17 protein-coding genes are annotated in these 14751 nt (G+C 71.3%); 7 read left to right on the top strand and 10 right to left on the bottom strand.

Translation table 11 applies throughout. The features are described from left to right. Positions 1–72 precede the first annotated feature (72 nt). Positions 73–1278 carry a homoserine O-acetyltransferase MetX gene (metX, locus tag M4I32_RS14830; protein ID WP_319035257.1) on the bottom strand — a complete coding sequence of 402 codons (1206 nt, stop codon included), beginning with the start codon at positions 1276–1278 and terminating at the stop codon, positions 73–75. A 97-nt stretch (positions 1279–1375) separates the two neighbouring features. Next, entirely contained in the window at positions 1376–2686 is a 1311-nt protein-coding gene (locus tag M4I32_RS14835; RefSeq protein WP_413466839.1) for a bifunctional o-acetylhomoserine/o-acetylserine sulfhydrylase, read from the bottom strand. Positions 2687–2845: 159 nt separating this feature from the next. Here M4I32_RS14835 and M4I32_RS14840 point away from each other — a divergent pair, with 159 nt between their 5' ends. Genes M4I32_RS14840 through M4I32_RS14855 form a run of 4 tightly spaced genes read left to right on the top strand, consistent with a single transcriptional unit; the run spans position 2846 to position 5468 of the window. Further along, the gene (locus M4I32_RS14840) at positions 2846–3637 is read left to right on the top strand and encodes an SDR family oxidoreductase (RefSeq protein ID WP_319035258.1); all 792 of its coding nucleotides are present in this window, start codon (positions 2846–2848) and stop codon (positions 3635–3637) included. Further along, on the top strand, positions 3634–4149 hold the full coding sequence (locus tag M4I32_RS14845; RefSeq protein ID WP_319035259.1) for a phosphoribosyltransferase: 516 nt from the start codon (positions 3634–3636) through the stop codon (positions 4147–4149). The genes M4I32_RS14840 and M4I32_RS14845 overlap by 4 nt, the downstream gene beginning before the upstream one ends. Positions 4150–4153: 4 nt before the next feature. Then, complete coding sequence (locus M4I32_RS14850) at positions 4154–4846, top strand: uracil-DNA glycosylase (protein WP_319035260.1); 693 nt, start codon at positions 4154–4156, stop codon at positions 4844–4846. A gap of 10 nt (positions 4847–4856) precedes the next feature. Beyond that, positions 4857–5468, top strand: a complete 612-nt coding sequence (locus M4I32_RS14855) for a GNAT family N-acetyltransferase (protein WP_319035261.1) — start codon at positions 4857–4859, stop codon at positions 5466–5468. Between the two features lie 4 nt (positions 5469–5472). On the opposite strand, the gene M4I32_RS14860 is transcribed toward M4I32_RS14855, so the two are convergent. The 6 genes from M4I32_RS14860 to M4I32_RS14885 all read right to left on the bottom strand — a co-directional run bounded on the left by M4I32_RS14860 (position 5473) and on the right by M4I32_RS14885 (position 11498). Next, positions 5473–6276 carry an ABC transporter ATP-binding protein gene (locus M4I32_RS14860; RefSeq protein WP_319035262.1) on the bottom strand — a complete coding sequence of 268 codons (804 nt, stop codon included), beginning with the start codon at positions 6274–6276 and terminating at the stop codon, positions 5473–5475. Next, positions 6273–7076, bottom strand: coding sequence for an ABC transporter ATP-binding protein (locus M4I32_RS14865; RefSeq protein ID WP_319035263.1), 804 nt, complete (start codon positions 7074–7076; stop codon positions 6273–6275). The genes M4I32_RS14860 and M4I32_RS14865 overlap by 4 nt, the downstream gene beginning before the upstream one ends. Further along, positions 7073–7984 (bottom strand): ABC transporter permease, encoded by a 912-nt coding sequence (locus tag M4I32_RS14870; protein WP_319035264.1) that lies wholly within the window; start codon positions 7982–7984, stop codon positions 7073–7075. The genes M4I32_RS14865 and M4I32_RS14870 overlap by 4 nt, the downstream gene beginning before the upstream one ends. Then, positions 7981–8931, bottom strand: coding sequence for an ABC transporter permease (locus tag M4I32_RS14875; protein WP_319035265.1), 951 nt, complete (start codon positions 8929–8931; stop codon positions 7981–7983). The genes M4I32_RS14870 and M4I32_RS14875 overlap by 4 nt, the downstream gene beginning before the upstream one ends. Continuing rightward, the gene (locus tag M4I32_RS14880) at positions 8932–10437 is read right to left on the bottom strand and encodes an ABC transporter substrate-binding protein (RefSeq protein WP_319035266.1); all 1506 of its coding nucleotides are present in this window, start codon (positions 10435–10437) and stop codon (positions 8932–8934) included. 149 nt (positions 10438–10586) lie between these two features. Continuing rightward, complete coding sequence (locus M4I32_RS14885; RefSeq protein WP_319035267.1) at positions 10587–11498, bottom strand: alpha/beta hydrolase; 912 nt, start codon at positions 11496–11498, stop codon at positions 10587–10589. Between the two features lie 129 nt (positions 11499–11627). Here M4I32_RS14885 and M4I32_RS14890 point away from each other — a divergent pair, with 129 nt between their 5' ends. The 3 genes from M4I32_RS14890 (at position 11628) to M4I32_RS14900 (ending at position 13349) form a co-directional block, all read left to right on the top strand. Further along, on the top strand, positions 11628–12101 hold the full coding sequence (locus tag M4I32_RS14890; RefSeq protein WP_319035268.1) for a carboxymuconolactone decarboxylase family protein: 474 nt from the start codon (positions 11628–11630) through the stop codon (positions 12099–12101). Beyond that, positions 12098–12817, top strand: coding sequence for a tyrosine-protein phosphatase (locus M4I32_RS14895; RefSeq protein WP_319035269.1), 720 nt, complete (start codon positions 12098–12100; stop codon positions 12815–12817). Before M4I32_RS14890 ends, M4I32_RS14895 begins: the two co-directional genes overlap by 4 nt. 67 nt (positions 12818–12884) lie before the next feature. Beyond that, positions 12885–13349, top strand: a complete 465-nt coding sequence (locus tag M4I32_RS14900; protein WP_319035270.1) for an SIP domain-containing protein — start codon at positions 12885–12887, stop codon at positions 13347–13349. 32 nt (positions 13350–13381) lie between these two features. On the opposite strand, the gene M4I32_RS14905 is transcribed toward M4I32_RS14900, so the two are convergent. Both M4I32_RS14905 and M4I32_RS14910 read right to left on the bottom strand, forming a co-directional pair. Beyond that, on the bottom strand, positions 13382–13834 hold the full coding sequence (locus tag M4I32_RS14905) for a Fe-S oxidoreductase (protein ID WP_319035271.1): 453 nt from the start codon (positions 13832–13834) through the stop codon (positions 13382–13384). After that, positions 13831–14658, bottom strand: a complete 828-nt coding sequence (locus M4I32_RS14910) for an arginase family protein (RefSeq protein WP_319035272.1) — start codon at positions 14656–14658, stop codon at positions 13831–13833. The genes M4I32_RS14905 and M4I32_RS14910 overlap by 4 nt, the downstream gene beginning before the upstream one ends. Positions 14659–14751: the final 93 nt, after the last annotated feature.

Genomic DNA, 14751 nt, shown 5'->3' on the forward strand with positions numbered 1-14751 from the left:
AAACCGCGGTCACCCGCCTCCTCAGCTGCTGCCCCTACTGCCAACGCGCCGGACCCACCTAACCAAGTACTACTAGGCCTCGAGCAGCTCGCGCAGGTGCGCCGCGACGACGGGTGTCTCGATGAGGAATCCGTCGTGCCCGAAGTCGCTCGTGATCACGGTCGCCTCGTCACCGCCGATGGTGTGCGGGATGCTGCGCGCGATGCGATGCTGGCCGTCCACGGGAAAGAGCCGGTCGCTGTCGATGCCGAGCACGAGGGTGCGCGCCGTGACGCGTGAGAGCGCCTCTTCGACGCCGCCGCGATCGCGGCCGACATCGTGGGAGTTCATCGCCTCGACGAGCGTGACGTAGCTGTTCGCGTCGAAACGCCGGGTGAAGCGGTTGCCGTGGAAGTCGAGGTACGACACCACGGCGAATCGGCCGCCGCGCCCGAGCGGGCTCACGCCCGACTGCCACGAGCGCTGGAAGCGCTGGTTCAGCTCGGTGGGGCTGCGATAGTTCAGCAGCGCCATGCGCCGCGCGAGCGCGAGCCCGCGGTGCGGGCCGTCGCCGTCGGCGCTGTCGTAGTACTGGCCGTGCTGAAAGCGCGGGTCGACGGCGATGGCCTCGAGCTGCACGGAGTTGAGGGCGATCTGGTCGGCGGTGGTCAGTGGTGGCGCGGCGATGATGGCCGCGCGCTCGACGCGGTCGGGCAGGCCGACGGCCCACTCGAGGGCGTGCATTCCTCCCATCGAGCCGCCGATGACGGCTGCCCACCGCTCGATCCCCAGCAGGTCGGCCAGGTGCGCCTGAGCCCGCACCTGGTCCCGAACCGTCAGGTAGGGAAAGCGGGTGGCCCATTCGTAGCCGTCCGCCGCGATCGTCGCCGGTCCGGTGGATCCCTGGCATCCCCCGAGCATGTTCGGGGCGACGACGAACAGGCGGTCGGTGTCGATGGCGGCGCCGGGTCCGACGATGTCGGACCACCAGCCGGCGTTCGGATGCCCGGGGCCGGCCTCGCCACGCACGTGACTGTCGCCGGTGAGCGCGTGCAGGATGAGCACCGCGTTGTCGCGGGCGGGGGAGAGCTCCCCCCAGCTCTCGTAGGCCAGGCGCGCCCCCGGCAGCTCGGCCGAGTTCTCGGTCACGAAGGTGCCGAGCGCGGCGAAGCGCCGGTCGCCGACCGGGTCGCCGTCCCGCCATGCCCCGGTCGCGGGCGGGCGGCCGAGGAGCATCCGCGCATCGGCCTCCGTCACGGGTGACGCCGGTGTCGTGTCCGCGGAGCTCTGCCAATCCATGCGTTCATTCTTCCGCACGGGGAACGGTTGCCCCGTCACACGACGATCGCCCCGCACCGTGAGGGGTGGGGGCGATCGGTCGCGGCGTGGGCCGGGGTCAGGCGCGGGCGGCCTCGTTGACGTTGCGGGCGGCGGCGAGCGCCTGCTCGAGGTCCGCCTTGAGGTCCTCGACGTTCTCGATACCGACCGACAGGCGCACGAGTCCGGGCGTCACGCCCGACGTGAGCTGCTGCTCGGGGGTCAGCTGCGAGTGCGTCGTCGACGCGGGGTGGATGACGAGCGAGCGCACATCGCCGATGTTGGCGAGGTGAGAGAACAGCTGCAGCGAGTTGACGAACTCGCGCCCCGCCTGCACACCGCCCTTGAGCTCGAACGAGAGCACGGCGCCGACGCCCTTCGGGGCATAGGTGTTCGCGGCGGCGTACCAGGGCGACGTCGGCAGCCCGGAGTAGTTCACCGACGCGACATCGTCGTGACCCTCGAGCCACTCGGCGATCTCCTGGGCGTTCTGCACGTGGCGCTCCATGCGCAGCGAGAGCGTCTCGATGCCCTGGATCAGCAGCCAGGCGCTCTGCGGAGAGATGGACGAGCCGAGGTCGCGCAGCAGCTGCACGCGGGCCTTGATGACGTAGGCGAGCGCGTCGCCGACCGCCGTCGTGTAGCTGGCGCCGTGGTACGACGGGTCCGGTTCCGTCAGCCCCGGGAACTTCTCGACGTTCTGCGACCAGGCGAACTTTCCCCCGTCGACGATCACGGTGCCGTGCCCGCCGAGGAACTTCGTCGCCGAGTGGATGACGATGTCGGCGCCGTGCTCCAGCGGCTTGATCAGGTACGGGGTCGCGATCGTGTTGTCGACGATGAGCGGCACGCCGCCGGCGTGCGCGATGTCGGCGACGCGGCGGATGTCGAGGATGTTGATCTGCGGGTTGCCCACCGTCTCGGCGAAGAACAGCTTGGTGTTCGGGCGCACCGCGGCGGCCCACTCGTCCGCGTCGTCCTGGTTCTCGACGAACGTCGTCTCGATCCCGAGCTTGGCGAGCGTGTACTTGAACAGGTTGTACGTGCCGCCGTAGATCGAGCTCGACGAGACGATGTGGTCGCCGGCCTGGGCGATGTTGAGAACCGCGAAGGTCTCGGCGGCCTGGCCGCTCGCGACGAGGAGGGCGCCGGTGCCCCCTTCGAGGGCGGCGAGGCGCTGCTCGACGACGTCCTGCGTCGGGTTCATGATGCGGGTGTAGATGTTGCCGAACTCGGCGAGCGAGAACAGATTCGCGGCGTGATCGGTGTTGTCGAAGACGTAGGACGTCGTCTGGTAGATCGGGGTGGCACGCGCCTTCGTCGTGGGGTCGGGCTGCGCGCCGGCGTGGACCTGCTGGGTCTCGAAACGCCAGTTCTCGGGTGCGGACATTGCGCTCTCCTGCATGTCGATCGCGGCCGCGACGGTCGCCGGGCCTGGTGCGAGGCTACGGACGGCGCGTCGGGCCGACAACGGCCGGGTCATGTTACGTAACACTGCCCATCGCCGCCGGGATGCCACCCGCGCCCCGCAGCCGAGTACCGTGGAGCCATGCAGAGCAGACGAGCGGTAGTGACGGGTGCAAGCTCGGGCATCGGGGAGGCCACCGTGCGCTCGTTGCGCGAGGCGGGCTGGGACGTCGTCGGCGTCGCGCGCCGCGCGGACCGGCTCGCGGACCTCGAGGCGCAGACGGGTGCCGCGGTCTTCGCCGCCGATCTGACGCGCGAGGCGGATGTCGACGCCCTGGCCGCCTGGCTGGCCGAGACGGGGCCGGTGCACGCGCTCGTCCACGTGGCCGGCGGCGCACGCGGCACCGAGCGCATCGAGAACGGCGACCCGGCCGACTGGACGTGGATGTTCGAGGTCAATGTGCTCTCGGCCCAGCTTCTTCTCGCCGCGCTCCTGCCGCACCTGCGGGCGGCGGCGGCCGATTCCGGCCATGCCGACACCGTCTTCGTCACCTCGACCGCCGCGCAGGTGGCTTATCCGGGTGGGGCGGGGTACAACGCCGCGAAGGCCGGGGAATCGATGCTCGTGAACGCGCTTCGCCTCGAGCTCAACGGCGAGCCGATCCGCGTGGTGGAGGTGGCGCCCGGCATGGTCCACACCGAGGAGTTCACACTCAACCGGCTGCGGGGCGACGAGACCGCGGCCGCCCAGGTGTACGAGGCGGTCGAGGCGCCGCTCGTGGCGGCAGACGTCGCCGATGTGATCGCCTACGCGCTCGCGTCGCCGCCGCACGTGAACCTGGATCTCGTCACGATGCGGCCCGTGGCCCAGGCCGCGCAGCATGCGCTCGCGCGCGGACCGCTGCGCGTACGCGGCGAGCAGGCGGCGCGATGAGCGTGACGCAGACAGACATCGGGTCGACGGCCGTGGAACGCGAGGTGCTCACGTGGGAAGGCTTCGGCGATGCGTGTCGCCGAATCGCCCGCGACATCGTCGCGGACGGCTTCGCGCCCGAGGTCGTCGTCGCGATCGCGCGCGGGGGACTGCTGCCCGCCGGCGCCATCGCGTACGGGCTGGGAGTGAAGAACTGCGGCGCCCTGAACGTGGAGTTCTACACGGGGATCGGAACGGTGCTCGACGCGCCGGAGCTGCTTCCTCCGGAACTCGACATGGCGTACCTCGGCGGTCGCCGCGTGCTGATCGTCGACGACGTGGCCGACAGCGGACGCACGCTCGACCTGGCGGTGCGCCTGCTGCGCGAACAGGGCGCGGAGGTGCGCTCGGCGACCGTGTACACCAAACCCGGCACGATCGCGACGCCCGACTACGCGTGGAAGGACACCGCACGGTGGATCGACTTCCCGTGGTCGGCGCAGGGGTCCGTGCTCGACGAGGACGCCTCCTGACGCCATGGTCATGACGCTGGCCGAGTTGGCGGATGCCGGCACGATCGACGTCGGCTGGGCGCGCGCGCTCGAGCCCGTCGGCCCGCACATCGCCGCCCTCGGCGAACGCCTGCGTGCCGAGACGGCGGCGGGGCGCGGCTACCTGCCCGAGGGGCGGCGCGTCCTGCGCGCATTCGACCGCCCCTTCGACGAGGTGCGGGTGCTGATCGTCGGTCAAGACCCCTACCCGACACCCGGGCACCCGATCGGGCTCTCGTTCGCGGTGGACAAGCACGTGCGGCCGCTGCCGCGGAGCCTGACGAACATCTACCGGGAACTGCACGACGACGTCGGTGTGCCCCCCGCGCCGCACGGCGATCTGTCGGCGTGGTCGGACCAGGGCGTGATGCTGCTCAACCGCGTGCTCACGGTGGCGCCGGGCGCACCGGCATCCCACCGGGGATGGGGCTGGGAGAAGGTGACCGAGCACGCGATCCGGCAGCTGGTCGCGCGTCGGCGCCCGCTCGTCGCGGTGCTGTGGGGCCGGGATGCCGCCGGGCTGCGTCCTCTGCTCGGCGACACGCCCGTCGTGGCCTCCGCGCATCCGTCCCCGCTCTCGGCCTCGCGCGGGTTCTTCGGCTCCCGGCCGTTCTCACGGGTCGACGAGCTGCTCGTCGCGCAGGGCCAGGACCCCGTGGACTGGCGGATCCCGGCGTAGGCTGGTCGGCATGCTTGAGGAGGAATACGAGCGTCGCCGGCGCCTCCCGCGGCATCTGCGCGCCCAGCCCGAGCCCGAGCGGCCGTTCACGTACAGCATCCGCCCGGCCGAGGCCCGCGACATCCCCGACATCCGCGAGATCTACAACTACTACGTCACCAACTCCGTCGTGACGTTCGACGAGAAGAAGTGGACCATCCGCCAGTGGCGGGAGAAGTTCGAGCACCTGAGCAAGCTCGGGCTGCCCTTCCTGGTGGCCGAGAGCCCGTCGGGTCAGATCCTCGGCTACGCGTACGTGGGTCCGTGGGCCGGCAAGACGGGGTACCGGTACACGGTCGAGAGCTCGATCTATCTCGGGCACGCATCAACCGGCAAGGGCCTCGGGCGCGACCTGCTCCAGGCGCTCATCGAGGCCTGCGAAGACCAGGGGATCCGCGAGCTCGTCGCCGTGATCTCCGACAAGGGGGCCGCCGGTTCGATCGCGCTGCACGAGCGTCTCGGGTTCCACGAGGTGGGCCGGATGGGGCGGGTCGGCTTCAAGTTCGGGCGGTGGCTGGGCACCGTCTACATGCAGCGGTCGCTGCACCCCAAGAAGAAGCGCGGCCTGTTCTCACGGCGCTGAGCGCTCATCCGTCGCCCGGCTCGATCACGGGGATCGAATCCAGCAGGCGCCGGGTGTAGGCCGCCTGCGGCTCGAGCAGCACCCGTTCCGTAGGCCCCTCTTCGACCACCCGGCCGTCCTTCATCACGACGACCTGATCGCAGAGGTTCTGCACCACGCCGATGTCGTGCGAGACCAGCAGCAGGGCCATGCCCTCGTCGCGGCGCAGGTCACGCAGCACCTGCAGGATCTGCGCGCGCACCGTCACATCGAGGGCCGAGAGCGGCTCGTCGCCCACCAGCAGGCGGGGGCGGTGGACGATGGCGCGCGCGAGCGCGATGCGCTGGCGCTGGCCGCCCGAGAACTCGTGCGGAAAGCGCTCCGCCATGGCGGCGTCGAGACCGACCTGGCCGAGCACCTCACGCACGCGCGCGCGACGGTCGCCGGTGATGCCGAGCGCCCACAGCGGTTCGCCGACGATGCGCCCGACGCTCATGCGGGGATCGAGCGAGGAGTAGGGGTCCTGGAAGACCACGCCGGTCGCGCGCCGCAGCCAGTGCAGGGCGCGGGCGGATGCCGCGGCATCCACCGCTCGCCCGTCGAACGTGACCGTGCCCGCGCTCGCGCGGTCGAGCCCGAGCAGGAGCCGCACGAGCGTCGACTTTCCCGAGCCCGATTCGCCGATGACGCCCACCGCCTCGCCGACACGCACGTCGATGTCGGCGTCGTCGAGCGCCGTCGTCTCCGTGCGGCGCGCGAACGCGCCCTGGCGGGGCAGCGGATGCCGTCGGGTGAGCCCCCGGCCGACGAGGAGGGCCTCGCGCTTCATGAGCCCGCCGCCTCTCGGCGATCGGCCGATCGCCAGATGGTGGCGGTCGCGTCGCGCAGCAGCGCCTGCGTCACGGGGGAGCGCGGCGCACTGAGCAGCTGGGACACCGGTGCGGTCTCGGCGATCCGTCCGTGATCGAGAACGATCCCGTGGGTGGCGATGCCCGAGAGCACGGCCAGGTCGTGGGTGATGAATACCAGCGACATGCCCTCGTCGCGCACGAGGCGATGCAGCAGCTGGAGGATCTCCGCCTGGATGGTCACATCGAGCGCCGTCGTCGGCTCATCCGCGATGAGGAGTCGGGGCCGGCAGGCGAGCGCCATCGCGATCGCCACCCGCTGACGCTGCCCGCCCGAGAGCTGGTGGGGATACCGCCGCACGATGCGCTCGGGGTCGGGCAGGCTCACCCGCGCCGCCTCCGCGACTGCCCGACGCCGCGCCGCGGAGCGCGACAGGCGCTCGTGGATGCGCAGCGATTCCACGATCTGGTTGCCGACCGTCCGCAGCGGATTCAGCGCGGTGCGCGGTTCCTGGAAGACGATGCCGATGTCGTCGCCCCGCAGCGTCGCCAGGTCGCGGTCGCGCATGCCGATCAGCTCGCGGCCCTGCCAGAGGATGCTGCCCTTCGCCCGGGCTCCGTCCGGCAGGAGGCCCATGAGCCCGAGCGCCGTGAGGGACTTGCCGGACCCCGACTCGCCGATCAGCCCGACGCGTGCGCCGTCCGGCACCTCGAACGAGATGCGGTCGACGACCGTCCGGCCGCCCAGCTCGATCGTGAGGTCGCGCACGACGAGGCTCATGCGGTCACCTCCGGGATCGGCGCGCTCCCGGCCGATGCCCGGCCGGGTGAGGACGTGTCGCGCAACGTCGGATCGGTGGCCTCGCGCACTGCATCGCCGAGCAGGTTCAGGCCGAGCACGGTGATCGTGATCACGAGACCCGGCCACACCACCGACAGGGGGTAGACCGTGATGTAGCTCTGCAGGTCGGCCAGCAGGCGACCCCACGACGGCTCCGTCACCGAGGCGCCGAAGCCCAGATAGGAAAGCCCCGCCTCGGCGAGCACAGCCACCGCCATCGACCACGACAGCTGCACGATGAAGACGGGGGCGACGTTGGGCAGCAGGTGGCGGGCCAGGTTCTGCGCGGGGGTCAGACCCGCCGCGCGGCCGGCCAGCACGAAGTCGCTGTGCAGCGTGCGGCGCAGCTCCGGTCGCGTGACGCGCGCGATGTTGACGCCGAAGCCGATCCCTACCGACCAGACGACGACCCAGAGCGATCCGCCCCACACGGCCGAGATAATGATCGCGATCAGCAGCACGGGGAAGGCGATCAGGATGTCGACGACCACGGCGACGGCATCGCGCATCCACCGACCCGTCAAGGCTCCGAGAGCCGCCAGGGTCACGCCGACGACCGTGGCGACCGCGCCCGACCCCGCCGCCACGAGCACGGTCGTGCGAGCCCCGGCCATCAGCAGGCTGAGGATGTCGCGACCGGAGTTGTCGGTGCCGAGCAGGTGCGGCCAGCCGGGCCCCGACCAGCGCGCGGCGATATCGATCTGCCCGGGTGGGAACGGCGTCCAGAACAGCGAGACCAGCGCGACCAGTCCGATCGAGGCCACCACGATCAGACCGAAGCGACCGGTCGAGGTCGCCCACAGTCTGCCGAGCCAGGCCAGACGCCGCCGGGGCGGCCGCGCGGTCACGTCGCCTCCCGCTGTCGCGGATCGATCCCGCGGTGCACCAGGTCGACGACGAAGCCGACGATGAGCACGAAGCCGGTCAGGACGAGGAGCTCGCCCTGCACCTTCTCGAAGTCGCGCGCGCCGACGTCCTCCACCAGCATCCGACCGATGCCGGGCAGTGAGAACAGCTGCTCGACCACGACGGAGCCGACGATGATGCCGGCGATCTGCACCCCGAGGACCGTGACCACCGACAGGCCGACGTTCGGCAGACCATGCCGCAGCAGCGCCCCGTTGCGGGTCAGGCCTTTCGCCGCGGCCGTGCGCACATAGTCCTGTCCGGTCGCCTGCAGGGTGGCGCTGCGCACGAACCGCATGAGCAGCGCGCCCTCGACGACGCCGATCGTCGCCGCGGGCAGCACCAGCGCGCGCACGGCTGCGGCGGGATCGCTCCAGCCGTCGCGGGGGAACCCCTGCGCGGGCAGCCAGCCCAGCCACACGGCGAAGACGATGACGAGCATCATGCCGGCCCACACGACAGGCACCGCGGCGAGGGTCTGTGCCCCGAAGCTCAGGGCCGTCCCATCGGCCCGGCCCCGCCGCATCGCCGACAGCACTCCGAAGGGCAGCGCGATCGCCAGCGCGATCACGAGCGCCAGCAGGCCGAGCGGCACCGTCACCTGCGCCTTCTGCACGAGCTCGTCGGCCACGGGGATGCCGGTGACGAAGGAGGTGCCCAGGTCACCGCGCAGGACGCCGCCGATCCAATCGACGTACTGCAGGGGGAGAGGGCGGTCGAGCCCGAGCCGTTCACGGATGATGGCCGCCTGCTCGGGGGTGCCCTGGGTGCCGGCGATCAACTGGGCGACATCGCCCGGAAGGATCCGCAGGGTCGCGAAGATCAACACGCTGGAGACGGCGAGCCCGAACAGGAGCAGGCCCAGCCGCATCAGCGTGAAGCGGATCACTTACGAGCTCTTGCCCAGCTCCGCGACGTTCAGGCGCGCGTTGACGTTGGTCGAGGGCATCCCGGAGACGTCGGTCGAGACGGCGAGCACCGACGCGCCGTTGTAGAGCCAATCCGCCGCCATGTCCTCCGAGACGATGCGGGCCGCTTCTTCGAGAAGCTGCGCGGACTCGTCCGGGCTCGTCGCCACGAGGGATTCGGCGTACAGCTCCTGCACCTCGGGGTTGTCGTAGGTGAAGTAGTAGTCCGGATTCGCCCAGTTCTCGAAGTCCCGCGCTTCGGTGTGCAGCACGAAGCTGAGGTCGTAGTCGCGGTTGGTGTAGACGTCCTGCAGCCACGTGGCGAAGTCGACGGAGTCGACCTCGAGGGTGATGCCGACCTCGTCGAGCTGCGAGACGAGGATCTGGGCGATCGTGGTCGGGTAGAAGGAGGGCATCGTGAGGGTCAGCTCGATGTCCTCGGCGCCGGCTTCGGCCAACAGCTCACGCGCCGCCTCGGGGTCGTAGGGCGCGACGTCCGAGAGGTCCGCGTGCCCGGGATCGAGCTCGGGGATCGGGCCGTACAGCGTCTGCCCCGCCCCGAGTGCTTCGACGATGGCGTCGTGGTCGATCGCGCGGCGGATCGCCTCGCGAACGCGGATGTCGTCGAGCGGCTCCGCGGTGCTGTTCATCGCGAGGGTGCCCTTGTCGGTGGAGGGGCCGGTGACGACCGCGAACTCACCGTCGGATTCGACCTGATCGGTCAGCGTCGCGTCGAACCCGGTGAGCACGTCGACCTCGCCGGCCAGGGCCGCATTCAGCGCAGCGGCGGTGTCAGGAATGTAGTCGAAGACCACCTCCGCAGCCGCGGCGGGCTCGCCCCAGTAGTCCTCGTAGCGGGCGAACGAGATGCTGTCGCCCTGCCGCCAGTCCTCGAGCGTGAACGGGCCCGTGCCGTTCGTCTCGGTGGCGAGGTCGATGTCGTCGCCCTCGTTGAAGATCAGTCCTGCGCGGCCGCTCAACGACCACAGCAGCTGCGAGTCGGGCTCGGCGAGCGTCAACACGATGTCCTGCCCGTCGGCCTCGATCGAGTCGACCTTGGCCAGGCGCGCCGAATCCACGAACTCGGGCGTGTCCCGAGCGCTTTCCAGCGACCACACCACGTCCTCGGCAGTCAGCTCGGACCCGTCGTGGAAGCTCACGCCGTCCCGCAGGGTGAAGGTGTAGGTGAGCGCGTCGTCCGAGACCGTGTAGTCGCTGGCGAGCACCGGCACGATCTCCTGCTCGGGCGTGCGGCCCACGAGGCCCTGATAGATGTTGTCGACCAGGATCTGGTCGAGGGCCGCGCCGGAGGTCTCGCGGATGTCGAGATTCTCGGGCTCGAGCACGAGACGTACGACGACGGATGCGTCGGCGTCGGGCGAGCCGGTCGGCGTCGGCGCGGCCTCGTCATCGGCCGTGCACGCCGTGAGCGCGAGCGCCGTCGCCGCAAGTCCCGCGGCTGCGGCGAGTACGGGGCGAGCGAGCATGGTGGGGTCCTTTCGCCGGGCCGCGGCATCCGACTGCTGTGTGGTGGGCGGCGCTTTCTCGGGGTGGTGCGGCTCCAGCCTATTCGGCCGGACGTGATCGGCCGTCGGCCGCGTCACATACAACGCAACACGCTCGGCGGAGCTTCCCGTCATCGGTCCAGACGGTCGCGGATGAGCGCGGCGAGCGCTGCCGGCGCCACCTCCTGCACATTGTGGGGCGCGTCGAGAACCACGACGTCGGCCGCAGGCAGGTGGCGCTCGAATGTCGCGGCGTCGTCGGAGCTGACGAAGCCGTGTTCGCCGCGCACGAGGGTGATCGGCGCGCGCACCGCGGCGAGGTCGCTCCAGCCGTGCGGCGCGAGCGGGCCGCGGTCGCCCAGGACGGAGGCGCCCTCCGACGGCTGAGCGGCAAGACGGGCGAAGTGGTGCTTCCATTCCACGCGGCCGTCCGCGCGCACGCGCGTGTTGAAGAAGACGCCGCGCTCGGTCTGGGCGCGGGTGCCGCCCATTCCGAAGGCCTGGGCGCGGTCGACCAGCTCGGCACGGGAGGCGAAGTCAGTCGGGCCGGCGAAGAACTCGCGGAGCACGGCGGGCCCGGCACTCGGGTCGATCCCGGGCGTGATGTCGACGAGCGCGAGTCGTGCGATGAGCTCGGGGGCGTGCGCGGCCACGATGGCAGCGGTGAGGCCGCCCAGGGAGTGGCCGACGAGCACCTGCGGGCGATCCGTCCACGTGGCGAGTGCCGTCTCTATGTCGGGCGCGAGCGAGCCGGGGCCATAGTCGGCGTCGGCGCGCCACGACGAGTCGCCGTGCCCGGCCAGATCGATCGCCAACGCCGGGACGCCGAGCGCCAGGACGGTCGTGTCCCAGGTGTGCGCGTTCAGACCCACTCCGTGCAGGAGGGTCACGCGCGGGGGCCCGTCGCCCCACTGCAGGGCGCTCAGGGCGCGCCCATCGCCGAGCCGCAGCTCCCGCCGCCGGCCCGGAGGCAGTGGCACGTCCAGGCCGGCCTCGCGCGCCTGCTCGGGGAGGAAGGAGAATTCGTCGACGGTGTCGGGCATGCGGCCTCCGCTGTGAGGGTTCGCCCCATTCTGGCCTGGCGCGCGCCGGGGGCGAAATCCCGCGGGACGACGCCGCGCGGCCTCGCCCCGGTCCATCCCCGCTGCGTCCCGGCGATTAGAGTGGATCGCATGACCGACCGGCGTGTGCACCTCTCGCGGGCGGAGCCCGAGGCGTACCGCGCGCTCGATGAATTCTCCCGCACCGTGGGGCGCATCGCCCGAGACAACGGCATCGAGGATCGGCTGAAGGAGCTGCTGCTGCTGCACGTGTCGCAGTTGAACGGCTGCGCCTTCTGCGTGCGGGTGCACGTGGAGCGTGCGCTCGCGGCCGGCTCCGACGCCGACGAGATCGGTCAGCTCGCCGTGTGGCGTGAATCGGAGGTGTTCGGCGACCGCGAGCGAGCCGCCCTCGAGCTCGCCGAGTCATTCACCTTCATCCACCGCGAAGGCGTGTCCGACGAGGTCTACGACCGGGTGGGTGCCGTGCTCACCGAGCGGGAGTACACCGCCGTCAGCTGGCTCAGCGTCTCGATCAACGCCTTCAACCGCGTCGCCATCGCCGGGCGGTACCCGGTGCGCCCCCGCTCCTCGAGCACGACGTGAGCGAGCAGTCGCTCGTCGCGGGCGTCGCGAACTTCCGCGACGTCGGCGGGCTCGCCGCGGGCCAGGCCCGCACCCGCAGCGGCATCCTCTTCCGATCCGGCAACCTGGCGAGGGTGGCTCCGGAAGGGCGTGCGTCCCTGCAGACCATGAGGCTGCGGCGGGTCATCGACCTGCGGGACGACGAAGAGGTCGCCTTCGCCCCGAGTGCGGGGATCGACGATGTCGAAACGATCCGGATGCCGTTGTTCCTCGGCTCGGTCGCGTCGTTCTTCGAGCGCGACATCACCCTCGCCGAGCTCTATGCGTCGATCGTCGATGACTCGGCCGACCGCGTGGTCGGCGTCGTGCGCGCGGTCGTCGCCGACCAGCCGGTGCTGGTGCACTGCACGGCGGGCAAGGATCGCACGGGCATCACCGTCGCTCTCACCCTGCTGGCGGCCGGCGTCGACACGGAGGCCGTGGTGGGGGACTACGCCCGCACCGAGACCCTGCTCTCGCCGCAGCGCAACCGCGACGTGCTCGCGCGGATCCGCGCCGTGCATCCGGAATCGCTCCACGCAGAAGAGCTCGCGACCCGCTCTCCCGCCCCGGTCATGCGCGACGTGATCGCGGGAATCACGGCGCGATTCGGGTCACCCGTCGATTATCTGCGCGCCCACGGCCTCACCGACGATGAGCTCGTCGAGCTGCGCCGTGTTCTCCTCGACCGCCCGTAGCAGCGCCGGATCGAATCGGCGCGAATCGAGTTAGGTGTGCCTTGCCTTCGGTTATAGTGGAGGGGTCATGTCCGATCACACCACGCACAGCCCGGCGGCCTGCCGCGCGTCGAGGCACACCCGCGTCCAGCACCTGATCACGGCCGACGAGCACTCGCTCGCCGAGCTCGAGGTGCTGCTGGCGACCCTGCCGATCTGTTCGACCGGGCGCGTGTTCATCGAGGTTCCCGGCGCCGACTGGATCGCCCCCGTCACGGCACCCTCGCGCATGGTCGTCACCTGGCTCGATCGCTCCCGCCGTTCGGGCGAGCCGGGCTCGGGTCGTGGCTGCGTCAGCGGATCGGCGCTCACCCGGGCCGTCACCGCCTGGGCCGATGAGATGCTGTGCGAGGACGAGGATCACACCCGCATCCACCTGCTGGGCGGGTATCTCGGCACCGCCGATATCGTCGACCACCTGACGGAACGCCGCGCCGTCGCCCGCGACGCGATCCACACTCCCGCGCGCTTCGGGCTGCTCACGGCACGGTGACCCCGACCCGCTGAGTGCGCAGTCGCCGGCCCTCACGCACCACGCGGCACGTAGCGCCCGTCTTCGAGGCCGGCCTCGATCTCGAACCGGTTGCGAAGCGGATCCCGCCCGGCCAGGAGGTAGAGCACCGGCATCAGGATGCCGTAGCGACGCCACTGGCGGCGATGCACCGCCTCATGCCGCAGCAGGCTGGTCGGGATGGGGCCGGAGCCGGTGAGAAAGCAGCCGCCGACGCAGACCCCGCCGCGCGCGAAGGACCAGCGCGGCATCCCTCGGAAGACCCAGAGGCCCGCGCGGCGTTCGATGCGTCCGGTGCTCCACACCGTGCCCCAGATCCATCCCACGGCGGTCCCGTACGCGTAGCCGGCGAGACTCACCGGGGAATCGAGCAGGATGCGGGGGATGAGACGGTCCAGCCGGCGCCCGCGCCGCACGGCCTGCTGCGCGTGCTCGCGCCAGGTCGGGGGCGGTGTCGCGGGACTCACGTGAGGGCCCCGATGATCCGCAGGATGGTGCCGAGGTCCTCGACGGCGTCTTCGGGCGTCGCCGGCGCGAATCCGGTCAGGGCGCCGCCGGTCACGGGCACCCGCGCACGCACCGCGCGGACTGCCGCGACGAGCGCCGGTGTGTCGGGCCCGAACGGGGAAGGGTCGGTGACCCCGACGATCGCGGAGGGGTCGAGCACATCGAGGGCGACGTGCACGAACAGCTCGTCTGCCCCGGCCACCGCCGCCACGAGGGGGTCGGTCTCGAGGTCGCCCAGCAGCGTCACGCCCAGCCTCTCGGCAGTCGCGCGATCGGCCTCGTCGGCGGAGCGCGCGGCGGTGAGGGTCAGAGCTTTGCGATCGAGCCGGGGAAGATCGATCGGGGCGGGCACCGCCGCGTCGACGAGGGCGCGCGCCGCCATCGACGAGAAGGCGCCCGAGTCCGAACTCTCGGCGTCGCGCAGGGCCGGGTGGGCGGAGAGCCACAGCACGCCCGGCGCGCGACCGGCTCGGCGGACGCCCTCGGCCCAGACGAGCGCCGCGGCCGTCGCGACCCCCGAATCGCCTCCGACCATCACCATGGCGTCGTGGGGGGCGTCGGGCGAGGGCGCTGCGCTCTCGCGGATGCGCTCTCCGGTGTGACGGAGCGCGCTGAGGCGACGCACCCCCGTCCCCAGCCCGTCACCGGCCTCGCTCGGCGCTTCGAGCACGTGCGTTGCGGCCCGCGGCAGATCGCCCGCGATCGCGAGCGCCCCGTCGATCAGACGCATCGCCCGCGAGGATGCGGAACCCTGCCACTGGGGAACGACAACAAAACGCGTCATGACCGTCACCATACGCGGCTCTTCGTGAACGAGAGTGTGGTCGGTTGAGCGCGTGGTTGGCGGGATAGGCGTCGAGGTCTCCCGGATGATGGA

Source organism: Microbacterium sp. LRZ72 (assembly GCF_033792225.1).
Lineage (GTDB): Bacteria > Actinomycetota > Actinomycetes > Actinomycetales > Microbacteriaceae > Microbacterium.

Bases quoted from the DNA above. Each gene is read 5' to 3' on its own strand.
- metX (WP_319035257.1), bottom strand. From the start codon at position 1,278: ATGGATTGGCAGAGCTCCGCGGACACGACACCGGCGTCACCCGTGACG.
- M4I32_RS14835 (WP_413466839.1), bottom strand. From the start codon at position 2,686: ATGTCCGCACCCGAGAACTGGCGTTTCGAGACCCAGCAGGTCCACGCC.
- M4I32_RS14840 (WP_319035258.1), top strand. From the start codon at position 2,846: ATGCAGAGCAGACGAGCGGTAGTGACGGGTGCAAGCTCGGGCATCGGG.
- M4I32_RS14845 (WP_319035259.1), top strand. From the start codon at position 3,634: ATGAGCGTGACGCAGACAGACATCGGGTCGACGGCCGTGGAACGCGAG.
- M4I32_RS14850 (WP_319035260.1), top strand. From the start codon at position 4,154: ATGGTCATGACGCTGGCCGAGTTGGCGGATGCCGGCACGATCGACGTC.
- M4I32_RS14855 (WP_319035261.1), top strand. From the start codon at position 4,857: ATGCTTGAGGAGGAATACGAGCGTCGCCGGCGCCTCCCGCGGCATCTG.
- M4I32_RS14860 (WP_319035262.1), bottom strand. From the start codon at position 6,276: ATGAAGCGCGAGGCCCTCCTCGTCGGCCGGGGGCTCACCCGACGGCAT.
- M4I32_RS14865 (WP_319035263.1), bottom strand. From the start codon at position 7,076: ATGAGCCTCGTCGTGCGCGACCTCACGATCGAGCTGGGCGGCCGGACG.
- M4I32_RS14880 (WP_319035266.1), bottom strand. From the start codon at position 10,437: ATGCTCGCTCGCCCCGTACTCGCCGCAGCCGCGGGACTTGCGGCGACG.
- M4I32_RS14885 (WP_319035267.1), bottom strand. From the start codon at position 11,498: ATGCCCGACACCGTCGACGAATTCTCCTTCCTCCCCGAGCAGGCGCGC.
- M4I32_RS14890 (WP_319035268.1), top strand. From the start codon at position 11,628: ATGACCGACCGGCGTGTGCACCTCTCGCGGGCGGAGCCCGAGGCGTAC.
- M4I32_RS14900 (WP_319035270.1), top strand. From the start codon at position 12,885: ATGTCCGATCACACCACGCACAGCCCGGCGGCCTGCCGCGCGTCGAGG.
- M4I32_RS14910 (WP_319035272.1), bottom strand. From the start codon at position 14,658: ATGACGCGTTTTGTTGTCGTTCCCCAGTGGCAGGGTTCCGCATCCTCG.